The 16,675-nt window shown below is 72.8% G+C and carries 13 protein-coding genes; 6 read left to right on the plus strand and 7 right to left on the minus strand.

Annotated elements, in window-relative coordinates:
- Window positions 1–30: 30 nt before the first annotated feature.
- The 4 genes from ACZ6N8_RS11330 to ACZ6N8_RS11345 form a co-directional block, all read right to left on the minus strand.
- A complete protein-coding gene (locus tag ACZ6N8_RS11330) occupies window positions 31–852 on the minus strand; it encodes an NAD-dependent epimerase/dehydratase family protein (RefSeq protein ID WP_466009314.1) in 822 nt (273 codons plus the stop codon).
- A 34-nt stretch (window positions 853–886) separates the two neighbouring features.
- Window positions 887–2,050: an alcohol dehydrogenase catalytic domain-containing protein gene (locus tag ACZ6N8_RS11335; RefSeq protein ID WP_466009315.1), complete on the minus strand. Its 1,164-nt coding sequence runs from the start codon at window positions 2,048–2,050 to the stop codon at window positions 887–889.
- Window positions 2,047–3,501 carry an aldehyde dehydrogenase family protein gene (locus ACZ6N8_RS11340; RefSeq protein ID WP_466009317.1) on the minus strand — a complete coding sequence of 485 codons (1,455 nt, stop codon included), beginning with the start codon at window positions 3,499–3,501 and terminating at the stop codon, window positions 2,047–2,049. Before ACZ6N8_RS11340 ends, ACZ6N8_RS11335 begins: the two co-directional genes overlap by 4 nt.
- A gap of 68 nt (window positions 3,502–3,569) precedes the next feature.
- Complete coding sequence (locus ACZ6N8_RS11345; protein ID WP_466009318.1) at window positions 3,570–4,226, minus strand: TetR/AcrR family transcriptional regulator; 657 nt, start codon at window positions 4,224–4,226, stop codon at window positions 3,570–3,572.
- A 97-nt stretch (window positions 4,227–4,323) separates the two neighbouring features.
- Here ACZ6N8_RS11345 and ACZ6N8_RS11350 point away from each other — a divergent pair, with 97 nt between their 5' ends.
- A complete protein-coding gene (locus ACZ6N8_RS11350; RefSeq protein WP_466009320.1) occupies window positions 4,324–5,496 on the plus strand; it encodes an acyl-CoA dehydrogenase family protein in 1,173 nt (390 codons plus the stop codon).
- A gap of 88 nt (window positions 5,497–5,584) precedes the next feature.
- A complete protein-coding gene (locus ACZ6N8_RS11355) occupies window positions 5,585–6,106 on the plus strand; it encodes a peptidoglycan-binding domain-containing protein (RefSeq protein ID WP_466009322.1) in 522 nt (173 codons plus the stop codon).
- A gap of 48 nt (window positions 6,107–6,154) precedes the next feature.
- Here ACZ6N8_RS11355 and ACZ6N8_RS11360 read toward each other — a convergent pair whose 3' ends face one another.
- Window positions 6,155–7,192, minus strand: coding sequence for an aminotransferase class V-fold PLP-dependent enzyme (locus ACZ6N8_RS11360; protein WP_466009323.1), 1,038 nt, complete (start codon window positions 7,190–7,192; stop codon window positions 6,155–6,157).
- Window positions 7,193–7,388: 196 nt separating this feature from the next.
- On the minus strand, window positions 7,389–9,563 hold the full coding sequence (locus tag ACZ6N8_RS11365) for an FUSC family protein (protein ID WP_466009324.1): 2,175 nt from the start codon (window positions 9,561–9,563) through the stop codon (window positions 7,389–7,391).
- 227 nt (window positions 9,564–9,790) lie between these two features.
- Between ACZ6N8_RS11365 and ACZ6N8_RS11370 the strand changes: the two genes are divergently transcribed.
- Entirely contained in the window at window positions 9,791–10,798 is a 1,008-nt protein-coding gene (locus tag ACZ6N8_RS11370) for a hypothetical protein (protein ID WP_466009326.1), read from the plus strand.
- A gap of 76 nt (window positions 10,799–10,874) precedes the next feature.
- On the opposite strand, the gene ACZ6N8_RS11375 is transcribed toward ACZ6N8_RS11370, so the two are convergent.
- Window positions 10,875–12,260 (minus strand): cation:dicarboxylate symporter family transporter, encoded by a 1,386-nt coding sequence (locus ACZ6N8_RS11375; protein WP_466009328.1) that lies wholly within the window; start codon window positions 12,258–12,260, stop codon window positions 10,875–10,877.
- An 82-nt stretch (window positions 12,261–12,342) separates the two neighbouring features.
- Here ACZ6N8_RS11375 and ACZ6N8_RS11380 point away from each other — a divergent pair, with 82 nt between their 5' ends.
- From ACZ6N8_RS11380 to abc-f, 3 genes are all read left to right on the plus strand, one after another.
- Window positions 12,343–13,929 (plus strand): ATP-binding protein, encoded by a 1,587-nt coding sequence (locus ACZ6N8_RS11380; RefSeq protein WP_466009330.1) that lies wholly within the window; start codon window positions 12,343–12,345, stop codon window positions 13,927–13,929.
- Window positions 13,926–14,621 carry a response regulator gene (locus tag ACZ6N8_RS11385; RefSeq protein ID WP_466009332.1) on the plus strand — a complete coding sequence of 232 codons (696 nt, stop codon included), beginning with the start codon at window positions 13,926–13,928 and terminating at the stop codon, window positions 14,619–14,621. The genes ACZ6N8_RS11380 and ACZ6N8_RS11385 overlap by 4 nt, the downstream gene beginning before the upstream one ends.
- Before the next feature lie 388 nt (window positions 14,622–15,009).
- Window positions 15,010–16,647, plus strand: a complete 1,638-nt coding sequence (abc-f, locus tag ACZ6N8_RS11390; RefSeq protein ID WP_466009333.1) for a ribosomal protection-like ABC-F family protein — start codon at window positions 15,010–15,012, stop codon at window positions 16,645–16,647.
- Window positions 16,648–16,675 lie beyond the last annotated feature (28 nt).

The following is a 16,675-nucleotide window of genomic DNA, read 5'->3' on the forward strand; positions in this document are numbered from 1 at the left end:
CGGCCGGCTCCCCGCCGTTCGATGCTCGGCTCAGGAAGCCTGCTTGTCCGCACCGACGTGCCGCAGCGAGTACGCGGCGGCGGTGAAGGCGCCGCCCTGCAAGGCGGCGGGGTCGACCGGGTCGCGCGACCCGGGCACCCGGTCGGCGAAAACCTCCGCGTCGTCCACCGGCAGGTAGCCGAGCCGCGCCCCGGCCGTGGTGTCCCAGAACGCCCGGGTGTTGGCGGACACGGCGTAGGCGGTCACGAAGTGAACGTCGGGAGCGGTGAGAGCCGCGCGGACGAAACCGATGCCGTCGCGCGGGCTCAACCAGGTCGCCAGGTAGCGGGCCTCGTCCGGCTCGTCCTCGAAGCTGCCGATGCGCAGGCACACCACCGACAGGCCGAACTTGTCGGCGTACAGGCGCCCGAGCGCTTCGACGGCGACCTTGCTCACCCCGTAGAAACCGTCAGGTCGAACCGGATCGTCAGGCCCCACCACCTGACCGACCGGGTAGAAACCCGTGACCCGGTTGCTGCTGGCCAGGACGACCCGCCCGACCCGCTGCCGGCGGGCGGCCTCCAACACGTGGTACGTGCCCAGCACGTTGCTCGCCAGCAGGTCGGCCAGGGGCGCCTCGTCCGGCAGCCCGGCCAGGTGCACCACCGCGTCCGCGCCCTCCAGCGCGGCGCTCACCGCGTCGGCGTCCGCCAGATCCAGTTGAATCGCCCGGTCCGTAGGCGATCGCGGATGCACGGGCACCCGATCGACCAGAACGAGCTGGCGAACCTCGTCGCGCAGGTGCCGGCAGACCACCGAACCGATGCGACCCGCGGCACCCGTGACCACGACAGTGCCCAGACGTGAATCCATGACGCCATCCTGCCGGCCCCCACCGACACGATGCTCAGTCCAGCGTGACCACCCAGCGGGCGCCCTCGCCCCGGGCCAGCCTGTCGAACGCCGCGGGCGCCTCGTCCAGCGGGATCGTGCCGCTGACCAGCAGGCCCAGATCGAGCGCGCCGTCGGCCAGCTCGGCGGCCAGCACCGGCACCTCCCGGTCCGGGTCGGACGAGCCGTACACCGAGGAGCGCAGCGTCCGCGCGGAGTGGAAGATGTCGAGCGCGCCGAGGCTGACCATGTCGTCCTTGGCGCCCATGCCGACCACCGTCACCGCTCCCCCGCGCCTGGTGAGCCGCCAGGCGGCGCGGATGGTGGCCGCACGGCCCACGCACTCGAAGGCGTGGTCGACGCCCCGGCTCTCCGTACGCGCCCGTACCTCCTTGGAGAGCCTGTCATCGGCGAGCAGGAAGTCGGTCGCCCCGGCGGCGAGGGCCAGGTCCCGCTTGGCCTCGGCGACGTCCACGGCCAGGATCGTCGTGGCGCCGGCCCGGCGGGCGGCGGTGAGCACGGCGAGCCCCACCCCACCGAGCCCGACGACGGCGACGGCCTCGCCGGGCGCCACCCGGGCGGTGTTACGGACCGCGCCGACGCCGGTGAGCACCGCGCAGCCGAGCAGCGCCGCCTGCTCGGCGGGCAGCCCGGCGGGGACCGGGATGACGGCACGCTGCGGCACCACCACCGCCTCGGCGAGCGCGCCGAGGCCGAGGGTCAGGTGCAGCGGTACGCCGTCGTCGGTCTCGCCGCGCGGCACCGTCGGGGCGGTGGTGGCGGCGCAGAGCCACGGCTCGCCGCGCCGGCACCACCAGCAGGCCCGGCAGGCCGGCGCCCAGTTGAGCACCACAGGGGTGCCGACGGCCAGGTCCACTCCCGGCCCGGTCTCGGCCACCACCCCGGTCGCCTCATGCCCGAGCACCAGCGGGAACCTCGCCGCGAGGGTGCCGTTCGCCATCGACAGGTCGGAGTGGCAGACCCCGGCGGCGGTGATCGTCACCCGCACCTCGCCGGGGCCGGGAGCGGGCAGGCGTACCCGCTCGACCCGCAGCTCGGCGCCGGAGCCGCGCGCGACCAGCGCGCGGACGGTGACCGGCTCGGACGCCGGCGCGGTGTCGGACGCCGGCGCGGTGTCGGTCGTCGGCGCGGTGTCGGTCGTCGGCTCGGGGGCGCTCATCGCTGGATCGCCTTCAGCTCGCAGAACTCGGCGAGCCCGTGCACACCCAACTCGCGGCCGAGCCCGGACTGCTTGTAGCCGCCGAACGGGGCGAGCGGGTTGAACGGCGCGCCGTTGATGTCGACCGCGCCGGTGCGCATCCTCCGGGCGACGGCGAGGGCGGCGTCGGTGTCGGTGGACCAGACCGCCCCGGCAAGCCCGTACCGGGAGTTGTTGGCGATGGCGACGGCCTCGTCGGTGTCGGCGAACGGAAGGACGGCGAGCACCGGCCCGAAGACCTCCTCCTGGGCGAGCGCGCTGTCGGGGTGCACGTCGGCGAAGACTGTCGGTGCGACGAAGTGACCCCGTTCCGGCAGCGCCGCGTCGGGGCCGCCGGCGACGAGGCGGGCACCGTCGGCGAGCGCCCTGTCGACGTGGCCGCGTACGCGCTCGGCCTGGGCGGCGGAGACCAGTGGACCGAGCCGGGTGGCCGGGTCGAACGGGTCGCCGAGGCGGTAGCCGGCCACCGCCGTGGCGATCAGGTCGAGCGCCTCGTCGTACCGGTCGCGGTGCACGAGCATCCGGGTCCACGCCGTGCAGGTCTGCCCGGAGTTGAGCAGCGCGTTGCCGACACCGACCTTGACGGCGGTGGCCAGGTCGGCGTCGGGGAGGATCACGTTCGCGGACTTGCCGCCCAGTTCCAGCGCGACGCGGGCGAGCCGCTCGGCGGCGAGCCGCATGATCCGGGTGCCGGTGGCGGTGGAGCCGGTGAACGACACCAGGTCGACGTCGGGGTGCCCGGCCAGTGCCTCGCCGACGACCGGGCCGGTGCCGGGTACGAGGTTGAGCACGCCCGGCGGCAGCCCGGCCTCGGTGACCGCGTCGAAGAGCAGGTACGCGGTCAGCGGGGTCAGCTCGCTGGGCTTGAGCACCACAGCGCAGCCGGCGGCCAGCGCGGGCGCCAGCTTCGCCATCACCTGGTGCAGCGGGTAGTTCCACGGGGTGATCGCGCCGACCACGCCGATCGGCTCGCGGACCACGAGGGAGTTGCCGATGGTCTCCTCGACCGGCGGGCGGGCGGCGAGCGCGACGTGGTCCCGCAGCACGGTCAGCGGCAGCCCGACCTGCACCCGGGTGGCGAGCTTGAGCGGGGCGCCCATCTCGACGGCGATGGTGCGGGCGAGGTCGTCGGCGCGCGCGGCGAGCGCGGTGTGCAGCCGGTCCAGATGGCTGGACCGGTCGGCGGGCGCGAGCGCCGCCCAGCCGGGGAAGGCGGCACGGGCCGCGGCGACCGCGGCGTCGACGTCGGCAGCCGTGCCGGCGGGCACCTGCCCGAACAGCTCGCCGGTGCTCGGGCTCTCCACGTCGATCGCGTCGGTGCCGGCGGGAGACGTCCATTCGCCGCCGATGTGCAGGTGGCGCCTGAGGCGCAGGGTGTCGGGTAGCTGCGACGGCGGGGCGGCGAGGTCCATGGCGTCCCTTCGGGGGTGGGCGGGGGCGATGGTGGTGGACGATGAAACTAGCGCTGGGAGTTTGGACGCTACCCGCTCGGCCGGGTGGACTCCACCGGGCCGGCGGTGCGAACGTACTCGGCGGTGAGGCCGTGCAGCAGGGCGTCCAGGCCGAGCGCGAACGCGCCCTCGTCGACGCTCTGCTGGTGCTCGGCGAGCCGGTGCGCGTCGCGCAGGTGCGGGTAGTGCGCCGCGTACAGCTCGGGGTCCTCGACGAACCCGCGGGCGAAGGAGCCGAGCGCCGACCCGGCCACGAAGTAGCGCAGCGCCGCGCCGATGTGGGTGGCCCGCGCGGGCGGCCAGCCGGCGCGGACCAGGCCGCCGTAGACCGCGTCGGCCATGGCGAGGGCGGCCGGCCGTCGTCCGGGACCCTGGGCCAGGTACGGCACGATGTTCGGGTGCGCGGTGAGCGCCCGCCGGTACGACCAGGCCCAGTCGCGCAGGGCGGCGACCCAGTCCCGGCTGGCGAAGCCGCTGGTGTCGACGGCCCCGGTGACCGTGTCGGCGACCGCGTCGAGGATCTCGTCCTTGGTGGCGAAGTGGTTGTACAGCGAGGGGCCGCGGACGCCCAGCTCGGCGGCGAGCCGGCGGGTGGAGAACGCCGGCAGCCCCTCGGCGTCGATGAGCGCGGTGGCGGTGTCGACGATGAGCTGCCGGGTGAGCCGGGGCTGGCGGGGTCGGGGCACTGCGCTCCTCGCGGTCGCGGCGGCCAGGTCTGGACGCGGCAAAACTTACACCGCTAGTTTAAGGGTGACCGGCCGCACCGACGCCAGGAGGACCAACGTGGACTTTTCGCTTACCGACGAGGAGCGGGCGGTACGGGACACCGTCCGGTCGTTCATCCAGCGCGAGGTGATGCCCCTGGAGGCGGAGGTGCTCCGCCGGGAGCGGGCGCACCAGCCGGGCCTGGACCACTCCGAGGTGCGCGAGCTGCAACTCAAGGCGCGCAAGTTCGGCTTCTGGGGCCTGGCCACCCCCGAGGAGTACGGCGGGATGAACCTGCCGGCCGTCCTGCAGTCGCTGATCTGGACGGAGCTGGGCCGCACGTTCGTGCCGTTCCGCTTCGGCGGCGAGGCGGACAACATCCTGTTCCACGCCACCGAGGAGCAGAAGCGCGAGTTCCTCATCCCGACCATCGAGGGCGAGCGGCGGTCCTGCTTCGCGATCACGGAGCCGGGCGCGGGCTCCGACGCGGCGAACATCCGGCTGTCGGCCCGCCGTGACGGCGACGACTGGGTCCTCGACGGCGAGAAGACCTTCATCACCGGCGGCCACGACGCCGACTTCGCCATCGTGGTCGCGGTGACCGACCGGGAGAAGGGCGCCCGCAACGGCGGCGCGACCGCGTTCCTGGTGGACAGGTCGATGGGCTGGCGTTCGGAGTTCATCCAGACCATGGGCGAGGGCGGGCCCGCGTCGCTGATCTTCGACGGCGTACGCGTGCCGCACCGCAACATCCTCGGCGAGATCGGGCAGGGCTTCACGCTGGGCATGGAGTGGATCGGCAAGGGCCGCTACACCATCCCGTCGCACGCCATCGGCATCGCCGAGCGGGTGCTCCAGATGGCGATCGAGTACGCCAACACCCGGGAGACCTTCGGCACCAAGATCGGCACCAACCAGGCCATCCAGTGGATGATCGCCGACTCGGAGACCGAGCTGGAGGCGGCCCGCTGGCTGGTGCTGCGCTCGGCGTGGACCGTCGACCAGGGCATGGACCCCCGGCACGCCTCGTCGATGGGCAAGCTCTACGGCGCCGGGATGGTCAACCGGGTGGTCGACCGGGTGCTCCAGATCCACGGCGGCATGGGCTACACCCGGGAGCTGCCCATCGAGCGCTGGTACCGGCAGGTCCGGCTGTACCGCATCTTCGAGGGCACCGACGAGATGCAGCGGCTGATCATCTCCCGTGACCTGCTGCGCGGGTACACGAAGATCGGTGGCCACCTGGCCTGATATGTGATGTCCGTCGGTCGTGAACAAAATAGGTCCGCCGGCCATCTACCCCACTGACACCTACCCAGGGATCAGAGGGGGAACGCTCATGCACCTACGAATCAAGGCTGCTGCGCTGGCGATGGTCGTGGCCACGTTCGGTGCCGTCGCCGTCGCGGCCGTACCGGCGTCCGCGAGCGTCAGCCAGGGTTACGTCGCGGGTTCCGGCACCTGGACCGACGACTGGAACGACGAGGGTCCGATCTCCGCGTCGACCCGCTCGTACAGCAACGTGGTCGCCATGTGGCAGATGATCCTGTGGGCGGACGGTTACCTCGCCTACTCGGACGTCGACTGCCAGTTCGGGCCGGTGACGACTGCCGCCACGAAGAAGTGGCAGACCGCCCGGGGTCTCGTCGCCGACGGCGTCGTCGGCCCGAGAACCCTGGCCAAGGCGGCCACCCGGCTCGGTGTGTACGAGGGCGAGGGTTGGTACTACTACGACGGCGCCGGCAGCGAGATCGTCCACTTCGGCCGCCTCGCTGACGGTCGGTGGGACATGAGCATCGGCATCAATCTGGAGTGGCAGCCGCTCTCCTACGCCGCTGCGACCTTCGACCGCTGCTCCTGACCGCACGGAGGGCGGCCGGTCCGTGCTCGGCCGCCCTCCGTACCGGGGTCAGCCGGTCAACGCCGCCAGGGCCGCGTCCACATCCGCTTCGGTGGAGTAGACGTGGAACGAGGCGCGGACCCGTCCGGCGCGCACGGCCGCCCGGATGCCCGCCGCCTCCAGGCGCTGCTCCGCGTCGGGCATGTCGACGGCGACGATGGCGCTGTCCCCCGGCGGCCGGCCCAGCCCGGTCAGGAACCGGTTGGCCAGCGCCACGTTGTGCTCCCGGATCGCCGGCACACCGATCTGGGCGACCAGTTCCATGGCGGGAGCCGCACCGACCCAGCTGAACCAGGCCGGTGAGATGTCGAACCGGCGGGCGTCGTCGGCCAGCCGCAGCGGCGGGCCGTAGTAGGAGGCGTGCGGGTCGCGGCCCGCGTACCAGCCGGCCGCGTCCGGGCGCAGACGGTCGCGCAACGCCGGGGCCAGATAGGCGTACGCGGTGCCGCGCGGATTCATCAGCCACTTGTAGCCACCCACCGCCACCACGTCGGCGAGGCTCCCGTCGAACGGCAACCACCCGCACGCCTGGGTCGCGTCGACCACCACCAGCGCGCCGTGCGCGCGGGCGGCGGCCACGATCTCGTCGTACGCGGCGACCGACCCGTCGGCGGACTGCACCAGGCTGAACGCGACCAGGTCGGTGTCGGCGTCGATCGCGTCGACCAGCCGGTCCGCCGGCACCGTGCGGACCGTGACACCCCGCTCCTCCTGCACCAGCCAGGGGAACAGGTTGGAGGTGAACTCGACCTCGGGCACCACCACTGTCGCCCCGGCCGGCAGCGCCGCCGCGACAGGCGCGAGCATCTGGGAGACGGTGGCGCCGACCGCCACGTCGGTGTCCGGCACGCCGATCAGACCGGCGAACGCGGTACGGGAACGCCGCACCGAGTCGTCCCAGCCCTCCCACGACCTGCTGCCCACGCGCCAGTCGGACAGGGCCTCCTGCAACGCCGTCCAGGCCGGCTCGGGCGGCAGCCCGTAGGAGGCGGTGTTCAACCAGCCGGGCTCCGGCTTCCACAACTGCTGCGCCTGCGCGATCTGCATGCCATCGACGCTAGGCGGCATCGCCTCGCGGCGGCACGGCCAATCGGCGACGGGCGGCCTGTGGCGCGCCGCCGAGCACCGCGCCCGCCGGTCGGGGCTCGGGTGCGGCAGCCCCGATGAGCGTTATGACTCTGCGGCATGAATATGACTCTGAGGTATACCGCTCACGAGCACCCCTTCGGCCCACCTCGGCCCCTCACGCTCTCCCGCCCCGGCTGACCTCCCGGTCGACGGGCGGGCGGATCCGGGCGAGGGTGTCGGCGAGGCCAGCGAGCCACCGGTCCACCTCCACGAGATGCCGCACCGAGGCGGGGTCGGCCGTGCCGAGCAGCGGTCGGACGCGGTTCAGCTCGTCCACACAGTCGCTCGGAACGGGCAGGGGTGCCGCCGTCCGGCCGTGCGCCACGTCGTCGGCGAGGTCGTCGTACGCCGAATGCAGGTGCCCGGCGGTGTCCCGCAGCAGGGCCGCCGCGGCGGGCCAGCCGGCGAGGCAGCCGGGCGGGTTGCGGCGCAGCAGCGACTCGACGCCCGGCACCACGCGGTGCCCGGCGCCGAGGACGACATCCCAGCTCACCTGCTGTCGACGCGGGTCGTGCCGCTCAGAGTGGAACTGACAGTACGACGAATCGACAAGGACCATCCGTCGACGGATCTGGTCGATGGCCCGGCCGGGGTGGTCGGGGCCGCCGAGCACCGCCTGGACGGTCCGCTCGACCGCGTCCCCGCTGGACACCAGGAGGCGGGCGGCGTTGCGTCGCAGGTCGTGACCCGCGCCGCGCGGCCACATCGCCACCCCGGCGAGCACACCTACCACCGCGCCGAGCAGGACGTCGACCAGGCGAACCTCGGCGAGCCGCCACCCTTCCGGGCTGAGCTGGGCGAACACGACAGTCAGCAGCACCGTGAACAGCGCCTGCTGCCAGACCGGCCCCAGCAGGCGACCGACACCGAAGGCCAGGATCAGGGTCACCGGCAGGACGACGGCGTAGACGACCGGCTCCTCGACGACAAGCATCACCAGGCCACTGACGGCGGCGCCGGCGACGGTGCCCAGCAGCGCGGGCCGCAGAGCCGTGCGGGTGTCCGCCGCGGAGGTGCGCAGGACGGTGAGGGTGGCCAGCAGCACCCAGAAGCCGTGGGTGAGCTGCAGGAGCCCCGCCGCCACCCGGGCGACGGCCAGCGCCACGGCCAGCCGCAGCGAACTGTGCAGGTGGGCCGATCGGGGGGCGAGGTGGGAGCGGAACTGCCTCCAGTACAACGTCCACGGACTGTGCCGCGCGAACTCGAACAGCCCCGAAGGGTCGTCCGCGCCGTCGGCCCGCGACCCGGTGGCCACCCGGGCGCCGACGGCGAAGACCCGCACCTGGTCGGCGAGGGCCAGGGCCGTCGCGTCCCGACACAGGCGGGGTACGTCCGGCGCGTCCCGACCCCCGGCGTACGCCGCCTCGGCCCGCCCGATGGCGACATCCAGGTCGTCGAGGTCGACCGGCGGCGCGCCCGGGGACAGGCTGCGGCCGGCGGCGCGGGTCGTGGCGGCGCCCGAGCGCAGCAGTCCCGCCGCGGCGAGATCCGGGATCGGCTCCGGTGGGGCGTCCGCCGCCAGGCGATCCGCCTCGGCGAGCACCTCCCGTAACGCCGCCGCGCAGATCCGCAGTGCCCGGTCCTGGGCACCCGCCGCCGTGGGCGCCCACGCCGGAGGGTTGCGGGCCAGGTCGAGAGCGGCGACCACGTCGTACGCCCGCTGGCGCCGGGCCTCGCGACCACCGGGACCGGCGTGCGGGTCGGCCAGTGTCTCGGCGGCGGCGTCGAGGAACGCCGCGACGCCGTCCGCCGCCTCGGCGAGCCGCTGCCGGTACGAGACCGGCACCGGATCGGGCCAGAGGAACACCTCGGCGGCGGCGAGCAGCACGATGGCGAGGGTGACGCCGCCGAGGCGCTGCGGCAGGGTGTCCGGCTGGTACGGCGGGAAGGACGCCAGGATGTAGAACAGTTGGAACGCGCTGGCCCACCCCACCAGGCGTGGATTGCCGACTCCCGCGAACGCCACGACGAACCCGATCACCAGCATCCCGCCGGCCGCCGCCCACGTGCTCCACGCCAACAGCGAACCCGCCGCGACCAACGCCCACACCACGGGCAGCGACGTGACGAGGATCCGCGCCCGCTGCGGCGCCGGACCGGGCAGCTGAGCGAACGAGCCGGCCGCGATCGTTCCGAACAGGCCGTACGTGGCGAGCATCGGACTACCCGCCCCGTACCGGCAGGCGTAGAACACCACCGACGCGACGAGGGTCAGCCGGGCCGCGCGCCGCAGGACGGCGTCCCCGGGGTCACGGCGGCGAAGCCGGCCCAGGAGGCTCGTTGCGCGCACGCCTGCTCCCCCGGGTTCGTCGCCGCACCCCTCCCCGATCCCTTATTTTCCATGCGGCCCAGCGGCCACGAGCCGTTTCGCGGCAATCCTGGCAGGATGCTCCGGTGCGCTTCACCCCTCGCCTCGTGACGTCGTTCCGAGTTCCGTCGAACGCCCCTCGCGTACCCGGTACGGCCAGCACCGCTGACACTCCGGCCGTCCAACGGTGGCCGCATCGCCGGCTCATCGTGATCCGCCGGGATGACGAGCTGTCGGCGTACGACCTCGACCGTCTCGTCGCCGGTGACGACACTCCCGCCGCGCGGTTTCCCGCGCCGTGGCCGCGCTGGGCGGGCGGGGTCGACGCGGTGAGTCCCGACCTCGACGTGGCGGTCTTCAGCGGTTCGCACGCGCTGCACGCGGTCGACGCGACGGGCGCGCCGCGGTGGCAGATACGGCACGCGTGCTGGGTCTCGCACTGCATGTCCCTGCACGAGTCCTACGAGGAGTACGCGGGCGACGGCGAGCACCGCCACCCGGATCAGGGCTCGTGCGCGATCAGCGCGGACGGCTCCACGGTCTGGGCGCACGTGCGCACCCCGCTGCCGGACGACGCCGAACCGGCGTACGACGAGGGATGGCTCGTCGTCGACGCCATCGACGGCCGGATCCTGGGGCGGGTCCCGACCGGCACCGCGGCCGCGGGCTCGCACCACGTACCCCACCCTGACCCGGGCCAGATGGGCCTCAGCATCGGCGAGGGCCAGGACGGTGTCCCGCTGCGGTGGGGGCGGTGGGACGGCGTGCGGTTGACGGTCACGTCCATCGGCGACGACGACCGCTGCCTCATCGACGTCAGCCCGTCCGGGGATCTGCTCCTCACGGTCGCGCACCAGCAGGACGATCTGGCGGTCCATCGGCTCCCTGACGGGGCGGTGCTGCACGAGGTCGCCGCCGATCAGCTTCACCCGCGGCAGGCGTCGGACCTGGCGGAGGAGCCCTACTGGGACTATCTGTGCGGCTTCGTGGACGAGGGCACGGTGATCGCGAGCGCCGCCGAGGACGATGACGAGGAGTACGGCCGCCAGCGGCACTGGCTGGTCGACGCGACGCGGGGCGAGGTGCTCGGTCGGGTGGAGTACCCGGTGCCCGTGTCGGAGAGCCCGATGGCACTCGGGGACGGCACCTGGCTCACCTGCGGCGAGGACCCCTTCCACCTCCTGCTGTGGAGTCGTGAGCCGGCACGTCCACAGTGATCGACACGAGTTCGGCGACATCGGGGTGCCCTGGAGGCGGGGTCACCCCGACATCGCCGAGCCGGAGCCGATTCGGTCAGGCAGGCACCACCGTCGCCTTCTCGTCGTCGGACCGCCGCGCCGGCGTCTCGCCCTCGTCGTCGTGTTCGTCGAGCATGGTCGCCTCGTCGAACGGGTCGTCGCCGCGCAGCACGCCCGCCGCCCGGTCCCTGTCGAACTCGCCGGTCCAGGTGCCGACGAGCACTGTCGCCACGGCGTTGCCGGCGAAGTTCGTCAACGCCCGGGCCTCGGACATGAACCGGTCGATGCCGACGATCAGCCCGACCCCGTCGACGAGGTCCGGGCGGTGCGACTGGAGCCCGCCGGCGAGCGTGGCCAGCCCGGCGCCGGTGACGCCCGCCGCGCCCTTCGAGGCGATGACCATGAACAGCAGCAGCGAGATCTGCTCCCCGACGGCGAGCGGCTTGCCCAGCGCGTCGGCGATGAACAGCGACGCCATGGTCAGGTAGATCGCCGTGCCGTCGAGGTTGAACGAGTACCCGGTCGGCACCGTGATCCCGACGACGGGCTTGCTGACGCCGAAGTGCTCCATCTTGGCGATCAGTCGCGGCAGCGCCGACTCGGACGACGAGGTGGAGAGGATCAGCAGGAACTCCCGGCCCAGGTAGCGCAGCAGCGAGAAGATCGAGATCCTGGCGATGAACCAGAGCAGCGCACCCAGGACCACAAGCACGAAGATCAGGCAGGTGGCGTAGAAGCCCACCATGATCTGGGCGAGGCTCTTGAGGGCGTCCACGCCTGTTGCGCCGACCACGGCCGCCATCGCGCCGAACGCGCCGATCGGCGCCAGCCACATGATCATGGCGAGGACCTTGAAGACGACCCGCTGGATGACGGCGATGGCCCCGAGCACCGGCTCACCCCGCCGGCCCATCGCCTGCACGGCGAAGCCGACAAGCAGCGCGACCAGCAGCGTCTGGAGCACCTCGCCCTCGGTGAGCGCGGAGAACAGCGTCGTCGGGATGATGCCGAGCAGGAATTCCACGGTCCCGCCGGCCTCGTCGCCCGCGGCTGCCTTGCCGGCGCCGGCCAGGTCCTGGCCGAGGTTCAGGCCGGAGCCGGGGTGGATGAGGTTGCCGACGACCAGGCCGATGGCGAGCGCGACAGTCGACATGGTCAGGAAGTAGCCGAGGGCCAGGCCGCCGACCTTGCCGACCTTCGCGGCCTGCCGGACGGAGCCGACGCCGAGCACGATTGTGCAGAAGATGACCGGGCTGATCATCATCTTGATCAGGTTGACGAAGCCGGTGCCGATCGGCTTGAGTTCCTTGCCGAAATCGGGGGCGACCAGGCCGACCACGATGCCGGCGAGCACCGCCACGATGACGGCCAGATACAGGTAACGGGTACGGTCCCGGCGAGCCGACGGCTCCGCTGTGGTGGTGGCTGCGGTGGTGTCCATGTCGACAATGTGAAGCGCGTCTCACCCGTTGACAGCCTTGCGGTCATTCTGTTCACCGCGAAAACCCCAGGAGGTGGTGGAGGTGGCCCGACGCCAGTGGAGCATCGCGGGGCAACTCTTCGCCCTTCAGGCGATGGTGGTGACGCTGCTCGTGCTGGCCGGCGCGGCCGGTGCCGTGTGGCTGGCCCGCAGCGACTCCCGCCAGGCGGCGCAGGAGGAGGTGCTGTCGGTGGCGCAGACAGTGGCCGGCTCCCCCGACGTCCGCGCGGCCCTCACGACCGCCGACCCGGCCAGCATCCTCCAGCCGTACGCCGAATCGACCCGACTCGCGACGGGCACCGACTTCGTGGTGGTGATGGCCCCCGACCGCACCCGTTTCTCGCACCCCACCCGGAACCTGATCGGCAAGCCGTTCGTCGGGGAGATCGGACCCGCCCTGGCCGGCCGACCGTTCACCACCACCAACGTCGGCACGCTCGGCGAGTCGGTGCGCGCGGTCGTCCCGGTGTACGACGAGCGGCAGCGCATCGTCGGCCTGGTCTCGGTGGGCATCACCACCCGCGCGATCGACCGTAAGCTGCTCGGCCAGTTGCCTGTGCTGCTGGGTGTCGCCGCACCGGCGCTCGCCCTCGCCGCGACCGGTTCCTGGCTGCTCAGCCGGCGACTGCGACGCCAGACGCACGGTCTGGGACCGGCGCAGATGACCCGCATGTACGAGTACTACGACGCGGTCCTGCACTCGGTGCGCGAGGGTCTCGTGGTGCTGACCACCGACCGGCGGATCGCCCTGATCAACGACGAGGGCCGCCGGCTGCTGGGGCTGGACGCGGACGCGCCGGTGATCGACCAGCCGGCCGCCGGGATCGACCTGCCGCCCGCCGTCGCCGACCTGCTCGGCTCCGGTCGTGACGCCCGCGACGAACCAGTCCTCGCCGGTGACCGGGTGCTTGTCGCCAACCAGCGGACCACCCGCTTCGAGGGCGCGACGCTCGGCACCGTCCTGACTTTGCGTGACCAGACCGAGCTGCGCACCCTGGCCAGCGAGCTGGATTCGGTACGGGCGCTCACCGAGGCGTTGCAGGCGCAGACCCACGAGTCGGCCAACCGGCTGCACACCGTGCTGACCCTTGTCGAGCTGGGCCGCACCGAGGAGGCCGTACGGCTCGGCACCCGCGACCTGGCCCTCGCCCAGCAGCTGACCGACCGGGTGGTCGGCGCGGTCACCGAGCCGGCCCTGGCGGCGCTGCTGCTCGGCAAGTCCGCGCAGGCCGGCGAGCGCGGAGTGGACCTGGTCATCGAACCGGACTGCCGCCTCGACGACAGCCCACTGCCCAGCGGCGACCTGCTCACCGTGGTCGGCAACCTGGTCGACAACGCGCTCGAGGCGGTGGCCGGCACGCCGGCGCCCCGCCGGGTACGCGTCTTCGTCGGCGCGGTCGACGACGAACTGGTGGTGCGGGTCGCCGACAGCGGCCCCGGGCTGGCCCCGGAACGGGTGGCCGACGCGTTCCGGCGCGGCTGGTCCACCAAGAGCACAGGTCGCGGCCTCGGCCTGGCGCTCGTCGGGCAGGTGGTACGCCGGCACGGGGGCAGCTACGACGTGGGCCGCTCGGACGACGGCGGCAGCCTGTTCACCGTCCGCCTGCCCGGTGGAGGTGAACGACGGTGACCGCCATCCGGGTGCTCGTCGTCGAGGACGAACCGCTGCTGGCCGAGGCACATTCCGCGTACACCGAACGGGTTCCCGGTTTCGTGGTCGCCGGGGTGGCACACACGGCGCGGGCGGCGATGGCGGCCCTGCGCGCCAACGACGGCGGCGACGTGGACCTCGTACTCCTGGATTTTCGGCTGCCCGACCTGCACGGCCTGGACGTCTGCCGGGCGTTGCGGGCCGCCGGCAGCAGCGTCGACGTGCTGGCGGTGACGTCCGCGCGGGACCTCGCGGTGGTGCGCACCGCGGTGTCCCTCGGGGTGACCCACTACCTGCTCAAACCGTTCACGTTCGCCGCGTTCCGCGACAAGCTGGAGCGCTACGCGGACTACCGCGCGCAGGCCCTCGCCGACGGTGAGGTGGCCGCGCAGCACGACGTGGACCGGATGTTCGCCACCCTGCGCGGCACCGCCGGGCACTCCCTGCCCAAGGGGCTCGACGCGCAGACCCTCAACCGGGTACGCGCCGCCCTGACCGACGGCACTGACGCGCAGGCGGGACTGTCGGCGACCGAGGTGAGCGCGGCGACCGGCATCTCCCGGGTAACGGCCCGCCGCTACCTGGAGTACCTGGTGACAGTCGACCGGGCCGTCCGCACCCCCCGCTACGGCACCCCCGGCCGCCCCGAGGTGGAATACCGGCCCCGCTGACCAAACCACCCTCTCCTACCGCCCATCGTCAAGATCCGAGCAACTTCCCTGTCGTTGTTGCCTCACAAACGCGTGAGACACCAACATCCCTGATGTTGCGTGGATCTTGACGATGGGCGCGAGGCGCCGTCGCGATGGGTGGTGGTCGGGGGCGGGAACTCGGTGGCGGGGTGAAGATCCGTTGTTAGACTTGGCCGAGTTGGGTTTGTGGCACGACCAGGGAGACCAGACATGGCGGGTGACGACGACATCTCCGGGTGAGACCGGATGTGTTCGGCCACCGTTCGGCGCGCGTCCGCGCAGCTGGCGTGGCCATGTGTCGTTCCACCCGGTTCCCGTTGTCGTCGGGCAGCCTCGGCGCGCCCACCCCACCCTTGAGGTCACTCGCATGTCTGACGCGTTCATCGTCTGCTCGAACCTGTCCTTCTCCTGGCCGGACGACACCCCTGTCTTCTCGGACCTGTCCTTCACCGTCCCCGGCGGTCGCACCGGCCTGGTCGCGCCCAACGGCGCCGGCAAGAGCACGCTGCTGCGGCTGATCGCCGGTGAGCTGCGGCCCAGCGGCGGCAGCATCACCGTCGACGGTTTGCTCGGCTACCTGCCGCAGACGCTGCCGCTGGCCGGCGACCTGGCCGTGGCGCAGGTGCTCGGCGTCGCCGAGCGGGTCGCGGCGCTGCACGCCATCGAGGCGGGCGACGCCAGCGAGGAACACTTCGCCACCATCGGCGACGACTGGGACATCGAGGAGCGCACCCACGCCGAACTGGACCGGCTCGGCCTGGGCGAGCTGTCGCTCGATCGCCCGCTGCACACCCTCAGTGGCGGCCAGGCGATCTCCCTGGGCCTGGCGGCGCAACTGCTCCGACGCCCGGACGTGCTGCTGCTCGACGAGCCGACCAACAACCTCGACCTGGATGCCCGGCACAAGCTCTACGACGTCCTCACCGACTGGTCGGGATGCCTGCTGCTGGTCAGCCACGACCGGGAACTGCTGGACCGGATGGACCGCATCGCCGAGCTGGAACGAGGCGAGATCACCTGGTACGGCGGCACCTTCACCGCGTACACCGAGGCGGTGCAGGCCGCGCGGGAGGTGGCCGAGAGCAACCTGCGCAACGCCGAGCAGGAGGTCAAGCGGGAGAAGCGGGAGATGCAGCAGGCCCGCGAGCGCGCCGACCGGCGGGCCAGCAACGCCTCCAAGAACCTGAAGAACGCCGGGCTGGCCCGGATCGTCGCCGGCGGCCTCAAGCGCAGCGCGCAGGAGTCGGCCGGCAGGGCGCAGGAGACGCACTCCAACCGGCTCGGGCAGGCCAGGTCGCGACTCGACGAGGCCGGCCGGGCGCTCCGCGAGGAGGACCGGATCACCGTCGACCTGCCGGACACCACCGTCCCGAGTGGTCGCACGGTCTTCTCCGGTACGGGGATGCGGGCCCGCTTCGACGACCGGGACCTGTTCGGCGGCGACGGCGCCGACCTGGTGATCCGGGGACCGGAGCGGATCGCGCTCACCGGGGCGAACGGTGCCGGCAAGTCGACACTGCTGCGCCTCGTCAACGGTGACCTCGAACCGGCCGGCGGCGAGATCCGGCGGGCGGACGGGCGGATCGCGTACCTGTCGCAGCGGCTGGACCTGCTGGACCTCGACCGCACGGTCGCGGAGAATTTCGCCGCGTACGCGCCGAGCCTGCCGGACGCGCGACGGATGAACCTGCTCGCCCGGTTCCTGTTCCGGGGCTCGCGGGTGAACCTGCCCGTCGGGGTGCTCTCCGGCGGCGAACGGCTGCGCGCCACCCTCGCCTGCGTGCTCTGCGCCGAGCCGGCACCGCAACTGCTGCTGCTCGACGAGCCGACGAACAACCTGGACCTGGTGAGCGTCGGGCAGTTGGAGAGCGCGCTGTCCGCGTACCAGGGGGCGTTCGTGGTGGTCAGCCACGACGAACGGTTCCTCGCCGAGATCGGCGTGCGGCGCTGGTTGCGGCTGGCCGACGGCCAGCTGCGGGAGATCGCCGCCCCCGACCGGGGCTGACCCCCGACGGCCGTGCGCGGCCCGGCCG

This window comes from Micromonospora sp. NPDC047521, from assembly GCF_055587305.1.